The 17,159-nt window shown below is 34.9% G+C and carries 17 protein-coding genes and 1 riboswitch; of the genes, 9 read left to right on the top strand and 8 right to left on the bottom strand.

The genetic code is table 11. The annotated features are described in order from the left end of the window. Nucleotides 1–300 (top strand): IS3 family transposase (locus tag F823_RS0104845; RefSeq protein WP_019595440.1); only part of this gene is annotated, 300 nt, incomplete at its 5' end. A gap of 104 nt (nt 301–404) precedes the next feature. Here the strand turns inward: F823_RS0104845 and F823_RS0104840 are convergent. Then, complete coding sequence (locus tag F823_RS0104840; RefSeq protein WP_002844310.1) at nt 405–902, bottom strand: prolyl-tRNA synthetase associated domain-containing protein; 498 nt, start codon at nt 900–902, stop codon at nt 405–407. Nucleotides 903–1,601: 699 nt separating this feature from the next. On the opposite strand from F823_RS0104840, the gene nrdD reads away from it, so the two are divergent. The 6 genes from nrdD to F823_RS0104810 all read left to right on the top strand — a co-directional run bounded on the left by nrdD (nt 1,602) and on the right by F823_RS0104810 (nt 7,865). Further along, nucleotides 1,602–3,722, top strand: coding sequence for an anaerobic ribonucleoside-triphosphate reductase (gene nrdD / locus F823_RS0104835; protein ID WP_002846447.1), 2,121 nt, complete (start codon nt 1,602–1,604; stop codon nt 3,720–3,722). A gap of 173 nt (nt 3,723–3,895) precedes the next feature. Continuing rightward, nucleotides 3,896–4,402: an anaerobic ribonucleoside-triphosphate reductase activating protein gene (gene nrdG, locus F823_RS0104830; protein WP_002846446.1), complete on the top strand. Its 507-nt coding sequence runs from the start codon at nt 3,896–3,898 to the stop codon at nt 4,400–4,402. A gap of 223 nt (nt 4,403–4,625) precedes the next feature. Next, nucleotides 4,626–4,946 carry an iron-sulfur cluster assembly accessory protein gene (locus F823_RS0104825; RefSeq protein WP_002844304.1) on the top strand — a complete coding sequence of 107 codons (321 nt, stop codon included), beginning with the start codon at nt 4,626–4,628 and terminating at the stop codon, nt 4,944–4,946. 131 nt (nt 4,947–5,077) lie between these two features. Beyond that, entirely contained in the window at nt 5,078–5,815 is a 738-nt protein-coding gene (gene trmB / locus F823_RS0104820) for a tRNA (guanosine(46)-N7)-methyltransferase TrmB (RefSeq protein WP_019595439.1), read from the top strand. A 7-nt stretch (nt 5,816–5,822) separates the two neighbouring features. Beyond that, entirely contained in the window at nt 5,823–6,644 is an 822-nt protein-coding gene (locus F823_RS0104815) for a hypothetical protein (protein WP_019595438.1), read from the top strand. A 366-nt stretch (nt 6,645–7,010) separates the two neighbouring features. Beyond that, nucleotides 7,011–7,865 carry a DegV family protein gene (locus tag F823_RS0104810; RefSeq protein WP_002844369.1) on the top strand — a complete coding sequence of 285 codons (855 nt, stop codon included), beginning with the start codon at nt 7,011–7,013 and terminating at the stop codon, nt 7,863–7,865. A 186-nt stretch (nt 7,866–8,051) separates the two neighbouring features. On the opposite strand, the gene F823_RS0104805 is transcribed toward F823_RS0104810, so the two are convergent. Next, nucleotides 8,052–9,104, bottom strand: a complete 1,053-nt coding sequence (locus F823_RS0104805; protein WP_002844358.1) for a threonine aldolase family protein — start codon at nt 9,102–9,104, stop codon at nt 8,052–8,054. A 153-nt stretch (nt 9,105–9,257) separates the two neighbouring features. Between F823_RS0104805 and F823_RS0104800 the strand changes: the two genes are divergently transcribed. Both F823_RS0104800 and lexA read left to right on the top strand, forming a co-directional pair. Further along, nucleotides 9,258–10,391: a tyrosine-type recombinase/integrase gene (locus F823_RS0104800; protein ID WP_019595437.1), complete on the top strand. Its 1,134-nt coding sequence runs from the start codon at nt 9,258–9,260 to the stop codon at nt 10,389–10,391. Between the two features lie 72 nt (nt 10,392–10,463). Then, complete coding sequence (lexA, locus tag F823_RS0104795) at nt 10,464–11,099, top strand: transcriptional repressor LexA (protein ID WP_002846437.1); 636 nt, start codon at nt 10,464–10,466, stop codon at nt 11,097–11,099. A gap of 107 nt (nt 11,100–11,206) precedes the next feature. Here lexA and F823_RS0104790 read toward each other — a convergent pair whose 3' ends face one another. From F823_RS0104790 to F823_RS0104765, 6 genes are all read right to left on the bottom strand, one after another. Further along, entirely contained in the window at nt 11,207–11,443 is a 237-nt protein-coding gene (locus tag F823_RS0104790) for a GlsB/YeaQ/YmgE family stress response membrane protein (RefSeq protein WP_002844343.1), read from the bottom strand. A 174-nt stretch (nt 11,444–11,617) separates the two neighbouring features. Further along, complete coding sequence (locus tag F823_RS0104785; RefSeq protein ID WP_019595436.1) at nt 11,618–13,378, bottom strand: Na+/H+ antiporter NhaC family protein; 1,761 nt, start codon at nt 13,376–13,378, stop codon at nt 11,618–11,620. Nucleotides 13,379–13,511: 133 nt separating this feature from the next. Beyond that, nucleotides 13,512–13,679: riboswitch (Lysine riboswitch) on the bottom strand. 115 nt (nt 13,680–13,794) lie between these two features. Continuing rightward, the gene (locus F823_RS0104780) at nt 13,795–14,643 is read right to left on the bottom strand and encodes a hypothetical protein (RefSeq protein WP_002844333.1); all 849 of its coding nucleotides are present in this window, start codon (nt 14,641–14,643) and stop codon (nt 13,795–13,797) included. Continuing rightward, nucleotides 14,637–15,365, bottom strand: a complete 729-nt coding sequence (locus F823_RS0104775) for an ABC transporter ATP-binding protein (protein ID WP_019595435.1) — start codon at nt 15,363–15,365, stop codon at nt 14,637–14,639. Before F823_RS0104775 ends, F823_RS0104780 begins: the two co-directional genes overlap by 7 nt. Then, entirely contained in the window at nt 15,355–15,735 is a 381-nt protein-coding gene (locus tag F823_RS0104770; protein WP_002846432.1) for a GntR family transcriptional regulator, read from the bottom strand. The genes F823_RS0104775 and F823_RS0104770 overlap by 11 nt, the downstream gene beginning before the upstream one ends. A gap of 242 nt (nt 15,736–15,977) precedes the next feature. Next, on the bottom strand, nt 15,978–17,144 hold the full coding sequence (locus F823_RS0104765) for an iron-containing alcohol dehydrogenase (RefSeq protein ID WP_019595434.1): 1,167 nt from the start codon (nt 17,142–17,144) through the stop codon (nt 15,978–15,980). Nucleotides 17,145–17,159: the final 15 nt, after the last annotated feature.

Genomic DNA, 17,159 nt, shown 5'->3' with positions numbered 1-17,159 from the left:
CACTCAGACCAAGGATGGCAATATCAAAACAGCTACTACATTAAAGAACTAGAAAAGCATCAAATAACGCAGTCAATGTCAAAAAAAGGAAACTGCTACGATAACTGTATTATGGAAACATTCTTTGGCAGACTAAAAACAGAGATGTATTATGGATATGAGAGAGATTTTAAGACATTTAAAGAGTTTTCAAAAGCAATAGATGAATATATATACTACTACAACAACGAAAGGATTCAGAAGAAAACAAAATGGATGCCACCTACTTTGTATAGGTTAGCATCCATGAATGTAAACTAAATATTAATGTGTCCAGTTTTATGGGTACACATCACTAAGGTCTCTCTCTTTTTAAAATACATTATATACCACATATGCCTATCTACTATAAAAATATATGCTTATTAAAGTTCAACTTTATTTATTATAACACCCAAGTCAGACAGGTATTTTTCAAGTCCAGCATATGATATAGTCACTGTCTTATGGTTTACATTTGGATGAAAGTTTAACTGGTCTTCACCAACTAGCTTTTTCTCTATAAAGAAGTTAACCACCTTCTCCCTGTCATTTATAAGTGAAAAAGGATTTACAGAACCAGGAAGAAGATTTAGGACCTTCTCCAGTCTTTCAGCTGATGCAAAAGATAGTCTAGTAGAACCTATCTTTTCCTTAAGCCCCTTTACATCGACCTGTGCATTATCTGTGCAGCTTATCAAATAATATTTGTCACCCTTAGCATTTCTAAAAAATAGGTTCTTACAATGAACTCCATGAGCCCTGTCTTTTATTGATTCAAGGTCTGCTGCTGTATATACAGGTTCATGCTCTATAACTGAGTAATCAATACCTAGTGAATCTAACTTATCGTATATCTGCTTTTCATTTTCTAAAATCTCCATAATAATCCTCCTAATACCATTCAATATTATTTTAAATTGATTATACCATACTAACCTTGTAATCACAATTATCACACCCTTACTATTAAACAATATAATCTGCAAGTCGGACTAGTGGCTAGATCTTTAAATCAGGACACGCAACTATATCTTGTATCTAATTCTTATAACCAAGTATTTAAATTTCGATATATAGTTGATATAGCTGATATCTCCTAATATACAAATATTTTTTCACCACTTCATTTTAAAAAGCTTAGTAGCATATGTATATGAAACTTTATTAACCTATATTATGATTATATTGATACCAGATTACACATTATATAATTAAGTTTTATTTTTTTTCAAGTCTTTTTGAAGAAAAAAATCACTTGTTTTATCCTGTGAAATAACGTATACTTATTAAGGGTAAGGTACAATATATTGTAGATTAGGCAGACTTTAAATCTATATATTGTGTTGCCTCTTGTTTTTAACGATATATTGCCCCAAGAAAATATAACTTGGCAGTATGTATTAAAACAGCTAGGTATGGGTACAAATTTATATGTAGAGTTTTTAAGTTATTTTTTTGATGGTAAACTTGTTTTTAATACTCTATATAGCAAAACAGCAATTATTTATTAATTCATTTATAAGAGCTATATGGTTTTAAATGCAAGTGATATAAATATTATGGAAAGTGAGTGAGTATTAATGCTTGTAATGAAAAGAGATGGTAGTAAGGTAGATTTTGATAGATCTAAAATAAGGATAGCGGTTGAAAAAGCTATGAAAAATGGTAGTGGATTGTATCACCCAGACATAGCAGAGGCAGTTGCTAGAGACTGTGAAAACTATTTTTTAAGCCTAGACGAAGAACCTACTATTTATAAAATTGAGGGTTATGTGTATGATAGATTAATCCATTATAATCACAGTGAAACAGCGAGGGCCTACGAAGGATATAGGGCAGTTCAACAGTTCAAAAGACAAGTAAATACTACAGACGATTCTATACTTAACCTTATGAAGAAGTCTAATGAGGATGTCATGATGGAGAACTCAAATAAGAATGCCATCATATGCTCTACTCAGAGAGACCTTATAGCGGGCGAGGTATCTAAGGACATAGCTAGAAGAAAACTAATACCACCACATATAGTACAGGCACATGATGAAGGAGCCATACATTGGCATGATATGGACTATACTCTTCAGCCAATATTCAACTGCTGTCTTGTAAACATACAGGATATGCTAGATAATGGTACAGTAATCAACGAAAAAATGGTTGAGTCTCCTAAGTCTTTCTCTACAGCGTGTACAGTAACTACACAGATCATGGCTCAGGTAGCTAGTAACCAGTATGGTGGACAGTCTATAAGTATCAAGCACCTAGCTCCATACCTAAGAAGGACTAGGGACAAGTTTTACAATCTATACCTTGAAAAATACAATGATGAAAAACTAGCTGACGAAATAGCTGATGATATGATGAGAAAAGACCTAAAAGATGGTGTGCAGACTATCAGGTACCAGCTATCTACTCTTATGACTACTAATGGTCAGGCGCCATTTGCTACGATCTACCTAGAAGTAGAAGAAGGAAATGAATACGAAGAAGAGATGGCCCTAATCTGTGAGGAAATGATTAAGCAGAGACTTGAAGGTATGAAAAACTATAAGGGACAAAACATAGGTGAGGCCTTCCCTAAGCTAGTATACTTACTAGATGAATCTAACTGCCTTGAAGGTGGTAAATATGACTATATAACACGCCTAGCAGCTGAGTGTACTGCCAAGAGACTAGTGCCTGACTACCAGAGTGCTAAAATCATGAAGGAAAACTATGCTGGTTGTGCCTTCCCACCAATGGGTTGTAGGTCGCACTTGTCTCCATGGATTGACAAGGATGGAAACTACAAGTGGTATGGAAGATTTAATCAAGGTGTAGTATCCCTAAACCTACCTCAGATAGCTATCCTGTCAAAGGGTAAGATGGGACAGTTCTGGAATATACTAGACCAGAGATTGGACCTATGCAAGGATGCTCTATTATGTAGACATAAGATGCTTAAGGGCACCCTATCTGATGTATCTCCAATACATTGGCAGCACGGTGCTATAGCTAGACTTAAGAAGGGAGAAAAGATTGATTCACTACTTGAAGGTGGTTACTCAACACTTTCTCTTGGATACGTTGGTATATACGAAATGGTATATGCAATGTTAGGTGTAAGCCATACAAGTCCTGAAGGTGAAAAATTTGCGCTTGATGTAATGCACCACCTAAAGGATTCATGTGACCGTTGGAGAGATGAAACAGGGCTTGGATTTAGCTTGTATGGAACTCCAGCAGAGTCACTTGTTTATAGGTTCTGTAGGATAGATAGGGCTAGGTTTGGTGAAATAGAAGGCGTAACTGATAAGTTATACTATACAAATTCATACCATGTCAATGTATGCGAGGAGATAGATGCCTTTACTAAACTAAAATTTGAATCACAGTTCCACGGTATATCTACAGGAGGATGTATATCCTACATAGAAGTTCCAGACATGACTAAAAATATTGAAGCGGTGGAGCAGGTTATTAACTTTATCTACCACAACATACAGTATGCTGAGATAAATACTAAGCCAGACGTATGCTACAAATGTGGCTACACTGGTGAAATACAGATAGATAAAGACCTTAACTGGTATTGTCCTTCTTGTGGAAACAGGGATAGGGATGAAATGCAAGTTATGAGACGTACTTGTGGTTATATTGGTACTAACTTCTGGAACAAGGGACGTACACAAGAAATAAGTGAGAGAGTATTACACTTATAGATTCATATTGAATAGATACTCATAATATATTGTTTTTGTTTACCATTCATATATATATAATATGAAATTAATATATGTATTTTAGATACTAAATAAAATAATATAGCAGCGGTTGAAATATTAAAATGGCAATATGATATCATATTGCCATTTGTTTTTTGGGGAGGTTTTAAATGAAGTATACAACTATTAGAAAACTAGATGTATCAAATGGTCCTGGTGTCAGGGTGACTCTTTTTGTATCGGGATGTACACATAAATGTGAAGGTTGCTTTAACGAAGACCTACAGGACTTTAATAATGGGGATGATTGGACCAAGGATACTGAGGATATGTTTATAGGCTATCTTAAAAATCCTGTCGTAGTCGGTATAAACCTACTTGGTGGTGAACCCCTACAACAGACAATGGATGATAGCCTACTAAATCTTTTAAAAAGAGCAAAAGAAGAATGTCCAGACAAGGATATATGGATGTGGACTGGCGATGTATTTGAAGATATTATAGGAAATGAAAAGAAGATGGAACTCCTAAAATATGCTGATGTCCTAGTAGATGGAAGATTTGAGTTGTCTAAGAGAAATATAAAACTAAAGTACAGGGGTTCAGAAAACCAGAGGGTCCTAGATGTTGTAAAATCCATAGAAAAATCTAGACCTGTTAAGTTAGATAATCAATAATATATATCAGTAGATAATTAATATTTTTTAATATCGAGATATAAGAAATTGTTTACTAAATTAGTTTCTATGGTATAATATAAATGTAGTAAATTACTATCTAATAGACCAGATGTATTCTGATTACTAGTTTAGAGAGTATATTATTTCTTACTTTAAGACTAGTTAATCTCATTGGAGTATATGGTTTTATAATAAAAACAATTTGAAAGGATGAATAGACATGAAAGTAGAAGCAGCACAGACAGCTTTAGACGTACTAAGAGAAATATTAGAAGAACAGGCAGAAAAGCCAACATCAATAAGAATGTATTTTGCAGGAGCAGCTTGTTCAGGTCCATCATTTGGTCTAGCACTAGATGACAAGAAGCCAAGTGACGTAGCTTGCATGGTTGAAGAATTAGAGTTTGTAATGGATGCTCAGGAATATGATCAGTTTGGAGACATGCTAATCCAGGATATCGGCGGTGGATTCAGAGTTATACCTGAAAAGCTAAAAGATATGGAAAGTGGATGCTCAGGTTGTTCAGGTGGATGCCACTAATAAGTAAGAATTTAATCAAGTTGAGGGCTTTTTGTCCTCAGCTTTTTTATTTGCTAAAATAGATTAGATGACATATCTATGTTATAATATAACTAATGTTTAGAGAAAAATTTATATTGCAAGGAGTTATTATGAGAAGAAGACGTAGAAAAGACGCTGATAAAAAATTACTATCCTATAAGGATTATATAATAAATGGTATGGTTGAGCAGGTATTTATTGAAAGTAAAGATGAGGACCAATACCTAAATCCTTTTGACAATAGGGTATTTATAAAGAATGAAGTGTATAAGAATATAATAGAAAATTACAGGGGCAAGTGGTCTCAAGTATTCGAGAACGACAATCCAATCCATATCGAAGTAGGTACTGGTAGGGGACAGTTTATCACTAGCCTAGCTAAATTAAATCCAGATATCAACTATATAGCCCTTGAAATAAAGGAAGAAGTCTTACTTAGGGCTGTAGAAAAAGCAGACAAACTAAAGCTAGACAATATCCTATTCTTGTGGGGTGGGGTAGAGTTATTCGACCTATACTTTGAAGATAAGGAACTAGATAGGGTATATATCAATTTCTGTGATCCATGGCCAAAAAAGAGAAATGCAAAAAGAAGGCTTACAAGTTCGCTATTTATTGATCTGTATGACAAGAAGTTAAACAATGGACAGATACACTTTAAGACAGACAATAGAGACTTGTTTGAGTTTAGCCTAAATGAATTTTCGTCAAAAGATTTGAGGTTGTCTAATATATCCTTGGATCTTGCAAAGAGTGATTTTGAAGGAAATGTAACTACAGAATATGAGGACAAGTTTATGGGCTTGGGGATGCCTATCTACAGGTTAGAGGCAGAGTTTAGAAAGTAGGTAACTTATGAACCTTATCTTAAATACACTAAAGTCTAGTCTTATATACAGCCTAGCCTTTATATTTTCACTTCTTATATTTGGACTCTTTTTCAGCATAATAGAAAAGAAAAACTCCTCAAGTATATATAGGGTTTTTGGCAGAAAAGGTCTGGTTATAACCGGCATGATTGGCACTGTAGTGCATGAATTTAGTCATATGGTATTCTGTATTATTTTCAGACATAGGGTAGATGAATTTTCACTATTTAGACCTATGAAATCTAGATATGATGGAATTATGGGCTATGTCAACCATTCTTGCGACCGACGTAGCCTATACCAAAATATAGGGAACTTTTTTATAGGGATTGCACCGATTATATTTGGAACAGGGTTTTTAATATTATCTATGGCAATATTGCTACCAGGACCTTTCTACAATATAATGTCTTCCTTTAATAGATATATGGTATGTATGTCACATATACAGTCCCCACTAGATTCAGTAAACGTATATGTAGATATTATATTGACGATACTATCAAATCTTAGTCCGCTTAAGCAAGATAACTTTATAATGTATATTATCTTTATATATATAATGTTTTCTACCAGTAGCCATATGGATCTTAGCAAGGAGGACTTACAGAATAGCAGCACTGGATTTTTTGCTTTTTTTGTATTTATTTTTATTTTAAACTTTGTATCTATACTAATAGGAAAGGTTAGCCAGGTATTTATATTAAAGATTCTTGTATGTATATTTGGATTTTTGACTGTGGGCTTGATATTTGCCATTATTACAATGACCATATCATTTTTACTAGAATTACTATTCGCAAATTAAATAATGAGATTAAAAAAAGGAGTCACTACTTTAAACAGTGGCTCCTGATTTTACATATGATCTAATTTTCTTGACTTTCAGGAACTTGTTCTAGTGCACAGATAGCTGCATCTATATTAAAAACGGGGCATATAAATTGCTACATACATTTCTGTTTTTATGGATAGATTTGATATAGCTTTTACTTATCAAATTAATAAGTATGTACAGGAGAGTATCTGGACCGCAAAAGATAACTATTCTTTAAATGTATATTTAGGGAATAGTTGCTAGCTTATTATTATACTAATGATTCATTTTACTATTATATGGCGTATATAGATAATTCGTGATATAATATTAATAATGAAAATATGGAGGTACGATATGAGCATCAAATTAATAATAGATTCTGCATCCGATATTTCACCTGATGAAGCTAATGAACTTGGCCTTGAGCTAATGCCGCTATTGATTTCTTTTGACGATATGGATTATAAAGATGGAAAGACGATTTCTAAAACGGAATTTTATAGACAGCTTAAGGCGCATGACCAGCTACCTAAGACTAGCCAAGTCACTCCTTATGAATATGACCAGGTGATTAGTGATGTTGTATCTAAGGGCGACACTGCAATTATTATTACATTGGCATCTACACTTTCAGGAACTTGTTCTAGTGCACAGATAGCTGCATCTAACTATCCTGATGACAAGGTATTTGTTGTAGACAGTATGAATGTTAGCGTTGGTGAGAGAATTCTTATAATGCACGCACTAGACCTTATCAAGCAAGGTTTAGAGGCTGCTGAGATAGTAGACATACTAAATGAAAAGAAAAAGCAAATAAAACTATTGTTTTTGGTGAATAGCCTAGATTCCCTTTACAAGGGTGGTCGTTTATCAAGGCTAGAAACTATGGCAGGTTCTTTCCTCTCTGTAAAGCCAATTTTAGCACTTGAGGAAGGTAAAATTGTAATTGCAGGTAAAGGAAGAGGCACTAAAAAATCTTGCCACACTCATGTAGAACTAGCAAAGAAATACGGTGAAATTGACTTTTCTATGCCTATATATATGGCATATTCTGGTGATGATGAATCTATAGTATACAACAATTCAAATGCATATGAAGAGTTATTCCAAAAGCCAATTGAAGAAATTGGTCTTACTATTATTGGGTCTACTGTAGGTACTCATGCAGGTGTTGGGGCCATAGCAGTTGGATTCTTTGCCAAGAATTAGATAGACATAAGAATTAAATATTAAAAAGCATTAAAAGAGTGATTAGTCAATAATCACTCTTTTTTACAATCCATCTTCTCTATTTTTATAGTATATTTTAAGTTATAAATTGGATAGTCCACCCAATAGATAGCATATTTAAAATTATAATTTGGATAGTCCACCCAATAGTTATTCTACTTTAAATTATAACTTGGATATTACACCTAATAGATAGTCTACCTCATCTTTGCCAGTTGCCCAGCTAGTACAAAACCTGATACAATCTTTATCTTCGTCAATATTGGCCTCAATATTATAACTGATATTATTATCATCTAGAATTTTTTTCTGACCTTTGCTAAGTATTGGGAACTGCTGGTTGGTAAATGACTCAGCTATAAATCCTATACCCCTATTTTCTAGGGCGTTTTTTATCATGATTGCGTATTTTACTGCATTTCTTGATTTTTCTATATAATTGTTGTCTGTAAATAAGTAATCAAATTGAATACCAAGGAGTCTACCCTTTGCAAGTACTCCTCCATTATGCTTTGTGATACAGTTAAAGTCTAGATTGTACTTTGAATTAGTGAAACAAACAGCTTCACCGAACATGGCACCACACTTAGTTCCTCCTATATAGAATATATCCGTATATTTTGCTAGGTCTTCTAGACTGATATCGTTATTTTCTGATGCAAGTGCATATGATAATCTAGCACCGTCTAAATAAAGAGGTAAATTGTGCCTTTCACATATAGACTTGATAGCAATTAATTCTTCCCTAGTGTATAGGACACCTCTTTCTGTAGGATGGCTGATGTATACGGCTCCTGGCTGTACCATATGCCAGTCACCTTTAGCAAAAAACTTAGTCAAATAATCATCTAGTATATCTGGATATATCTTAGACTCGTCATCTTTCTTGATGTCACCATTGGATATGGCCAATACCTTGTGACCTACGCCCTCAACTGCTCCAGCTTCATGTACGTTGACATGGCCCAACTGAGCTGCAACAACACCCTGGTGAGGTCTAAGTATTGAATCTAGGACTGTAAAATTGGCCTGAGTACCTCCAACTAAAAAATGTACATCAAGATCATCCTTACCACATGCTCTTGCTATTTTTTCACTGGCTGCCTTACAATATGGATCCAACCTATAGCCAGATGTCTGTTCCATATTAGTCCTTGTAAATATCTCTAGTATCTCTGGTATACATCCCTGTGAATAGTCATTTTCAAATCTATACATATAATCCCCCCTTAAATATATTATTAATAGTATACCACAAGTCAAAATTAATACTAGTCTTAATTATAAATAATACTTGAATAATTCTCACAAATAAGTTAGTATAGAGTAATAAAGATTTAAGGAATAGTTGTTTTAATAGAAAGGAGTACTATGGCTACTAGAATTAATAATAAGTCTTCTAAACCAGACAATATAGTAATAAGAGATAACAATATAATAGATGAATGCAAAAAACTAGAATCCCAACTCCCCTCTTTCTTAAGGGACTACTTTGTTTATCTTAGGGGGGCCGTATCTGTTACTACAAGACGTGCCTACCTAATGGACATAAAGTTTTTCCTAGATTATCTTATAGACACTGACCTATATACATCTGCCAAGTCTGTATCGGATATATCTATAGATGATTTTAAAGAAATCGGTGCTCGTGACATCAACCTCTTTATAGGTGACTACTGTAATAGGTACTACAAAAATGTCAACAATGACAGGATCTTATACGAAAATAACAACAAGTCTCTTGCTAGAAAGAAGTCTTCCCTATCTACAATGTTCAAATTTCTGTTCAGAAATGAGCAACTGGATACTGATATAACTTCTGGTTTTAACCCTATCAAGTTACCAAAGCCACAGCCAGATGCAATCAAAAGACTAGAAATAGATGAGGTTGCAATAATGCTGGAAGCTGTAGAAACAGGAAATGGCCTAACTGACAAGGAAAAATACTATTGGTTAAAAACTAAAAAAAGAGACAGGGCTATCCTAGTCCTATTTATCACTTATGGGTTGAGGTTAAACGAGCTAAGAGAACTAAATATATCTTCATTTAATTTTTCAAGGGGTGAATTTATGATCTATAGAAAACGTGGCAAGGAAGTTCTAATGCCAATTAACAAGGCCTGTGAAACAGTTGTAAAAGACTATATAGAAAATGAAAGGCCCAGTGATGATGGAATAAGTGAAGAATACCAAGATGCCCTATTCTTGTCTCTTCAAAAGAAACGAATGACTGCAAGATCTATAAGAGACTTAGTTAAGAAATACACAGCCATAGGCATGAATACATCAAGATCCAAGGGATATAGCCCCCATAAACTTAGGGCAACAGCAGCCACATCCCTTATTGAGACTGGTTTTTCCATATACGATGTACAAAACCTTATGGACCATGACAATGTAACCACTACCCAGTTGTATGCTGCCCACAGAAAAAATCTTAAAAGAGATGTTGTCGAAAACTTTGATTGGCTTGATGAAGATAAGGTGCTAGGAAAAAAGTTATAAGTTTCTCCTATTTACTTGAACACATGTTCTCAATATGTTATAATTTTTTTATATGCTTATGGAGGTTAATATATGTACGAAGAATTAAAACAAAAAGATATAGATGTTCTAGCCTATTTGAAAGACCATTCATCAAGGTATGGCTACCCACCATCTGTAAGGGAAATCTGTAAAAAATTAGATATCAAGTCTACATCTACAGTATTTGCCATTATAAAGAGACTGGAAATGCACAACTATATTAGAAAGGACCCTACTAAACCTAGGGCAATAGAAATATTAGATAGGGATACGGAATCTTCTTCCTTAAACTACAATGATGAGGTTCTAAGACTGCCACTTGTAGGGCAAATAGCTGCTGGTAGCCCTATCCTAGCAGAAGAAAATATTGAAGAGTATATAGCACTTCCATCATCATATGTCAAGAATGGTAGCTCATTTATGCTAAAAGTAAAGGGTGACAGCATGCTAAATGCAGGTATTTTGGATGGAGATTATATAATAATAGACCCATCAAACAAGAATCCGTCAAATGGAAAAATGGTCGCAGCTCTTATAGATGGTGATACATCTACAGTGAAAACATTAGAAAGAAGAGACAATAAAATAATACTAAAGCCAGAAAATCCTGACTACCAACCTATGATATTCGATACTAGCCAAGTATCTATATTAGGTCTTGTGAGCGGAGTTTTCAGGGTTATATAATAAAAGCCTTCCTTATGCTTATGCACTTGGAAGGCTTTTATTATATCTAATTGTTCTATGTTACTTAACATGCCCTTATTTATAGAAGTCATTGGCATTAAATACTTCTATAATCTTTTCATAAAGAATGATACTACAGCTACGACAATTACTGCACCCAATATAGATGGTACCAATGCCATACCTGCAAGACTAGGACCCCAGTGTCCAAATACTGACTGACCTACTGAAGAACCTACAAGACCAGCTATTATATTAGCTATAAATCCCATAGACTTACCTTCCTTAGTTATTGCACCTGCTATTGCACCGATGATTGCTCCTACTATTATTGACCAAATCATGTGATTCCTCCTTACTTATTAAGAGAACTAAAAACTATAATTTAAATCCAATTAATAATTTTTCTTATTATGTATATACCCTTTAATTAATGTATTAATCACAATTTATAAAAAAAGACACCCAAGATTAAAATATCATGAGTGTCTAAAAATATATCGAATTATATTTAAATATTAGAAGTTATATCCTTCCTTAGCCAGCTTAGCTTCAAATTCCTTATCGTCTATGTCAGTTCTCTTACCTACAAACCTAATACCAAGCGCCATAATTACTATAGCTACTGGTAATACAATATAGGCTGGAACTCCCATACCTGCAGGTATATAACCAGCTACAACTGTCACTACTGCAGTGAAAATTGAGTAAGGCATCTGAGTCTTAACGTGGTCTATATGGTTACAACCAGCTCCCATTGATGAAAGGATAGTTGTATCTGATATTGGTGAACAGTGGTCACCAAATATTGCTCCTGTAAGAACTGCTGAAGTAGATACTATTACATATGCCATATCTGGATTGATTGAGTGAGCTAGTGGTATAGCAAGAGGCATCAATATACCCATAGTACCATATGCTGTACCTGTTGAGAATGATATCACAGCACCTAATCCAAATATTATACTTGGTAGTAAGAATGGTGGTAAAGTACCTGATAGGTAGTTAATCATAAACTTAGCAGTACCAACTTCCTTGATTACTGAAGATAGTGACCATGCAAGCACTAGGATAACACCTGTGATCATAAGAGTCTTCATACCATCTATCCATACTTCGATTGATTCTGATAATGTGTATATCTTCTTTATCTTTGCCATTATCATAGCAACTATCGATGAGAATAGGGCTGACTGGAATAGTGCAACTGATGCGTCAGATGCTGAATAACAGTCCTTGATAGATGAGAAAGAGAACATGCTCTCAGATACACTCTTGATAAGTTCCTTATCCTCACCTGCCATGATAGCAGAATAACCACTATAGTAGAAGGCTACTAGAGATGATACTATCAATAAACCAATAGGTATAATTGCATTCCATACATTTAATTCTATACCTTCCTTTGGTGCCATATCGTCTAATTCTTCAACACCCTGGTCTAGGTCATCGGTCTTTACAAGACTTCTCTTTGCTATATATTCAGCCTTTCTCATAGGTCCGAATTCCCTTACCATGACAGCACTTAGGACTATGAATACTAGAATTAATATATTATATAGTCTAAATGGTATTGTACTAAGGAATACTCCAAATGCATCAACATTAACATTTATTGATTTGAATGCATCGTGGATTAGACCAACTTCAAGTCCTATCCAAGTTGATATGATTGCAAGACCAGCTATTGGTGCTGCAGTAGCATCTATAACGAATGCCAGCTTCTGTCTTGATATGTTCATCTTGTCAAATACCGGCCTCATTATAGGTCCTACTATTAGTGAGTTGGCATAGTCATCAAAGAATACAAATATACCAAGTAGTAAAGATATCAACTGGGCTCCCCTAGTAGACTTTGCCTTATCAGCAAGGGCTTCAGCTATGGCCTTTGCTCCACCCATCTTACCTACTAGGTTGATTACACCACCTATACACATAACCTGCATGATGATACCAGCATTCCACGGGTCAGCAAGTGATGCAAGTGCCCTAGATATGAAATCTAGAAAAGATAGTGGTATAGCAGCTATTATGCTTTCTCCCTTTACCATCTGTAGGATAAAAGATCCGGATAATACACCTAAAAATAGGGATATAACAACATTCTTTGTAATGAATGCAAGCACTATGGCTAGTAGTGGCGGTATTATAGTTATTATACCTAATTTACCTGCATTTGCCTTTGCTATAGAATCGATGTCTGCTGCAAAAGCGGGTGCTATTGTCATAAATAAAATTGCGATTGTGGTCATGAAGACCTTAAAACTTCTCCTGTTCATTTAGAACCTCCTTATATTCTTTTAATTAATGGTAATTAATAAAAAGCCATGGTGGCTCTCATAAACAGAGGGCCTAATATCATGAGCATATAAAAATACCTCGGAGCTAATCCGAGGCATTATAAATACATACTCAAATGATAGCTCAACACAGTTTCCCGTGACAGTTGCACACATATTATATGTACACCCAGCAATAAGACCCTAAAGCAAATCTTACGCTTCGGCGGATAATCCTTTCACTGGGGATGCTTTAACCCTTGCTCCAGTTACTCTTAAGACCCGCGCCTCTACCTTCTATTAATTTACAATTACTAGTATATAACAAGATACACATAAAATCAAGCTATTTCACGAAAATATTTAAGTATTAGTAAAGTTTTTTAGTTTTTGTAAAGGATTGACTCCCCCACAAACTAGTCTAAGTTTAGCTTTCTGTTGAGTATATAGTATGTTATAGCATATAATACTGCTATTTCTATCACAGTAGATACTATAAATCCTACCTGTAACTTACTTATAAAATCTACTACTAGCCCCACTCTTTCTCCCATCTGTGCAGTAGTGGCAGATGCATCAATGTTTTGTGCTGATGCTGTTTCAAATTTGTCTATCAAGGCTTGTGTACTGTCTTTACTAATCACAGTGTAAAGGTATGTAGATGCCGTATTGAATACTATAAAAAATGCAAAAGCGAATATATTTTTATGCTTCTTTAAGCCTGGTAGCTGACCAAATGACAATGATGCGTATATTAGGAAAATCATGTCAATTATGGATACAAGCACTGACACTATAGTCACTATTATTCCAAGGTATACACCAGGATACTTAAATACATTATGTATAAATTCTATTCCCTTTGGATCTATCTTGTTAGCAGAAACTGTGGTACTAACAAGGAAGATCATTACAAAAGCACCAGCAACTACAATAGTTGATAGTATATTAAATATCAATAGGACAAGAGCCTTTGACCAAATAACTGTATGAGTTGATGTAGGTATTGTAAACATAAGATAACCTTCATCTCCAAGCAATGATGTATTAAACCTAGTGATAGTAAATATAAACTGGACAACACCCAAGGCTATACAAGCTACAAAACAAGCTACAAAAGATCCTATACCTATTTTTTCAAGTATTGCTACTTGAGTACGTGCAGTTGTAAGAGACATTATAGCCCCTATAATAATTATTGCGTACAAAGTTAAAAAGTACTTATAAATAGATTTCATCTCATATTTCATCAATTTACCTAACATCTGAATTCCTCCCTAAAAATAGCGTCTATAGATTTATTGTATTTCTCCCTAAGGTACTCTGTCTCCTCATGCATAAGCACCCTACCCTCATTTACAAATATTATCTCATCACATATAGTTTCAATATCGCTAATCAAGTGGGTAACTATCAAGAGACTTGATTCCTCTGGTAGGTTTGTAAGTATAGTCTTCATGATATAGCTCCTCGCAGCTGGGTCTACTCCTGCTATCGGTTCATCCAAGATATATAGGTCTGCATCCCTTGACATCACAAGAACTAGCTGGACCTTTTCTTTTGTACCCTTTGACATAGTCTTTAGTTTGTCACCTAACTTGATATTCATATCAAAGAGCATCTGCTCTGCCTTGTCCTTGTCAAAGTCTTCGTATACATCATCAAAAAACTCTAATATATCCTTTACCTTCATCCAATTATTAAGGTAGGTTCTCTCAGGTAAGTATGATATCCTGGCCTTTGTTTCTTTACCAATGTCGTAGCCACATACCCTTATTTCACCTGATGTTATTGGTATAAGACCGTTTATTAATTTTACTAGTGTAGTTTTACCACATCCATTTGGCCCTAGGAAACCGACAATCTTGCCCTTTTCTATTTCAAATGTCATCCCCTTTAATACACTCTTTTTACCGTATGATTTTCTAACCTGGTCTACAGACAGAACTGTATTTTCACTCATAACTTCTACTCTATTAATTGACATCTTTACCCTCCTTGAACAAAACTTTTTTGTAAGCATCTAGTATATCCTCATTGGTAAATCCTAGATCATACAATGCCTTTATCGACTCCTCTATCAATACCTGACTCATCTTGAACCTCTCCTCTTTAATTAGATTTGTATCCTCTGTTACGTATCTTCCCCTGGTCCTTTGAGAGAACAGGAGTCTCTGGTTTTCTAATTCTGAAAGTGCTCTTTGGATAGTGTTGGGGTTGATTTCAAACTCCCCTGCCAAGTACCTAACTGACTCTAGCTGGTCACCAGGCTGGTAATCACCAGATATAATTTTCTTTTTAATTATATCTATAACCTGTAGGTACAAGGGCACGTTATTATCAAAAACGTATGCCATGTCCTTCCTCCTTTAAATTTACTTTTGTATTACTGTATTATTGTACTAACTCTTTAATACAATAATACAGTTTAAAGAGAATTATGTCAAGGTGTTTTTGGAAAATAATAGATATAATATTATACTACTAGTCAATACACTCTTTTTACCTATATTTACTAGCTAAAAAGGCCATTTACATTTATGTAAACAGCCTTTTTATGATCGCTTTGCAATTCTTTACTTTAATTTAATACAAAATCCTATAGACACATCTCATATATTTTCACTACATCTTCCGGTCTTAGTTCCACCATTCCCTTTATAGAGTCCTTACCCTTCATAGCTTTGACAGACATCTTCTCAAAATTTTCCCTACCTATACCTAGCTTGCTAAGACTCATAGGTATATTCATTTTATTTGCAAAGAAGTCTTCAGTAAGGTCTATTGCCATATTAGCTATTTGAAGCTTGTCTAGGTTTTTGTCTATGCCCCATACATTTACGCCATACTCTACAAACCTATCTATGTTGTCCTCGTTTAACACATACCTCATCCAAGCTGGTGTTAGGACTGCAAGGCCCTCTCCATGAGTCACATCATAAAAGGCTGACAGTTCATGCTCCATTGGATGGACTGACCATGCATGGCTCGCACCCTGGGCAAGTAGTCCATTGATAGCCCAAGTAGATGCCCACATAAGATTGGCTCTTGCATCGTAGTTTTCTGGTTGAGCTAGGGCTATAGGGCCATAATGAATACAAGTTTTAAGTATAGCCTCTGCCATCCTAGCCTGCATATATGCATCATTGGTATTAAAGTAGTTTTCAAATGTATGACTCATAATATCCGCTACCCCTGCTGCTGTGTGCTTGACTGGAACTGAATACGTATACTCAGGATCCAAGATTGATACCTTAGGTACTGTACATGCTGCACCTGTTCCTAACTTTTGGTTTGTTGCCATATCAGATATTACTGCATTGGGGTCCATTTCAGAACCAGTCGCCGCCAAAGTTAGGACTGAAAATATTGGTAGGGCATCCTTCATAAGTTTCTTGTCTACAACCAAATCCCATGGATCCTTGTCATACTTGACACCTGCAGCTATGACCTTGGCACAGTCGATTGATGAACCGCCTCCGACTGCTAGTACTCCACCTAGGTCGTGCTGTCTGCAGAGTTTTATCCCCTCTCTTACTGATTCTATTCTTGGGTTTGGATCAACATCAGCTAGCTCAACCCATTCTATCTTATTTTTTATCAATTCATCAGTTACATCCTTGTATATGCCGTTCTTCTTAATTGACCCACCACCGTAGACCAACAATACCTTGTCACTGTATTCAAGTATATCCTTACCTAGATTTACAACCATTCCTTTACCAAAATGTATTTTTGTGGGTATCTGTAGATTAAAATTATACATAGTTTCCTCCTATAA

The organism is Peptostreptococcus anaerobius VPI 4330 = DSM 2949 (assembly GCF_000381525.1).
Lineage (GTDB): Bacteria > Bacillota > Clostridia > Peptostreptococcales > Peptostreptococcaceae > Peptostreptococcus > Peptostreptococcus anaerobius.
Note: the sequence above shows the minus strand (reverse complement) of the source record. Positions and strands in the feature narration are given on the sequence as shown.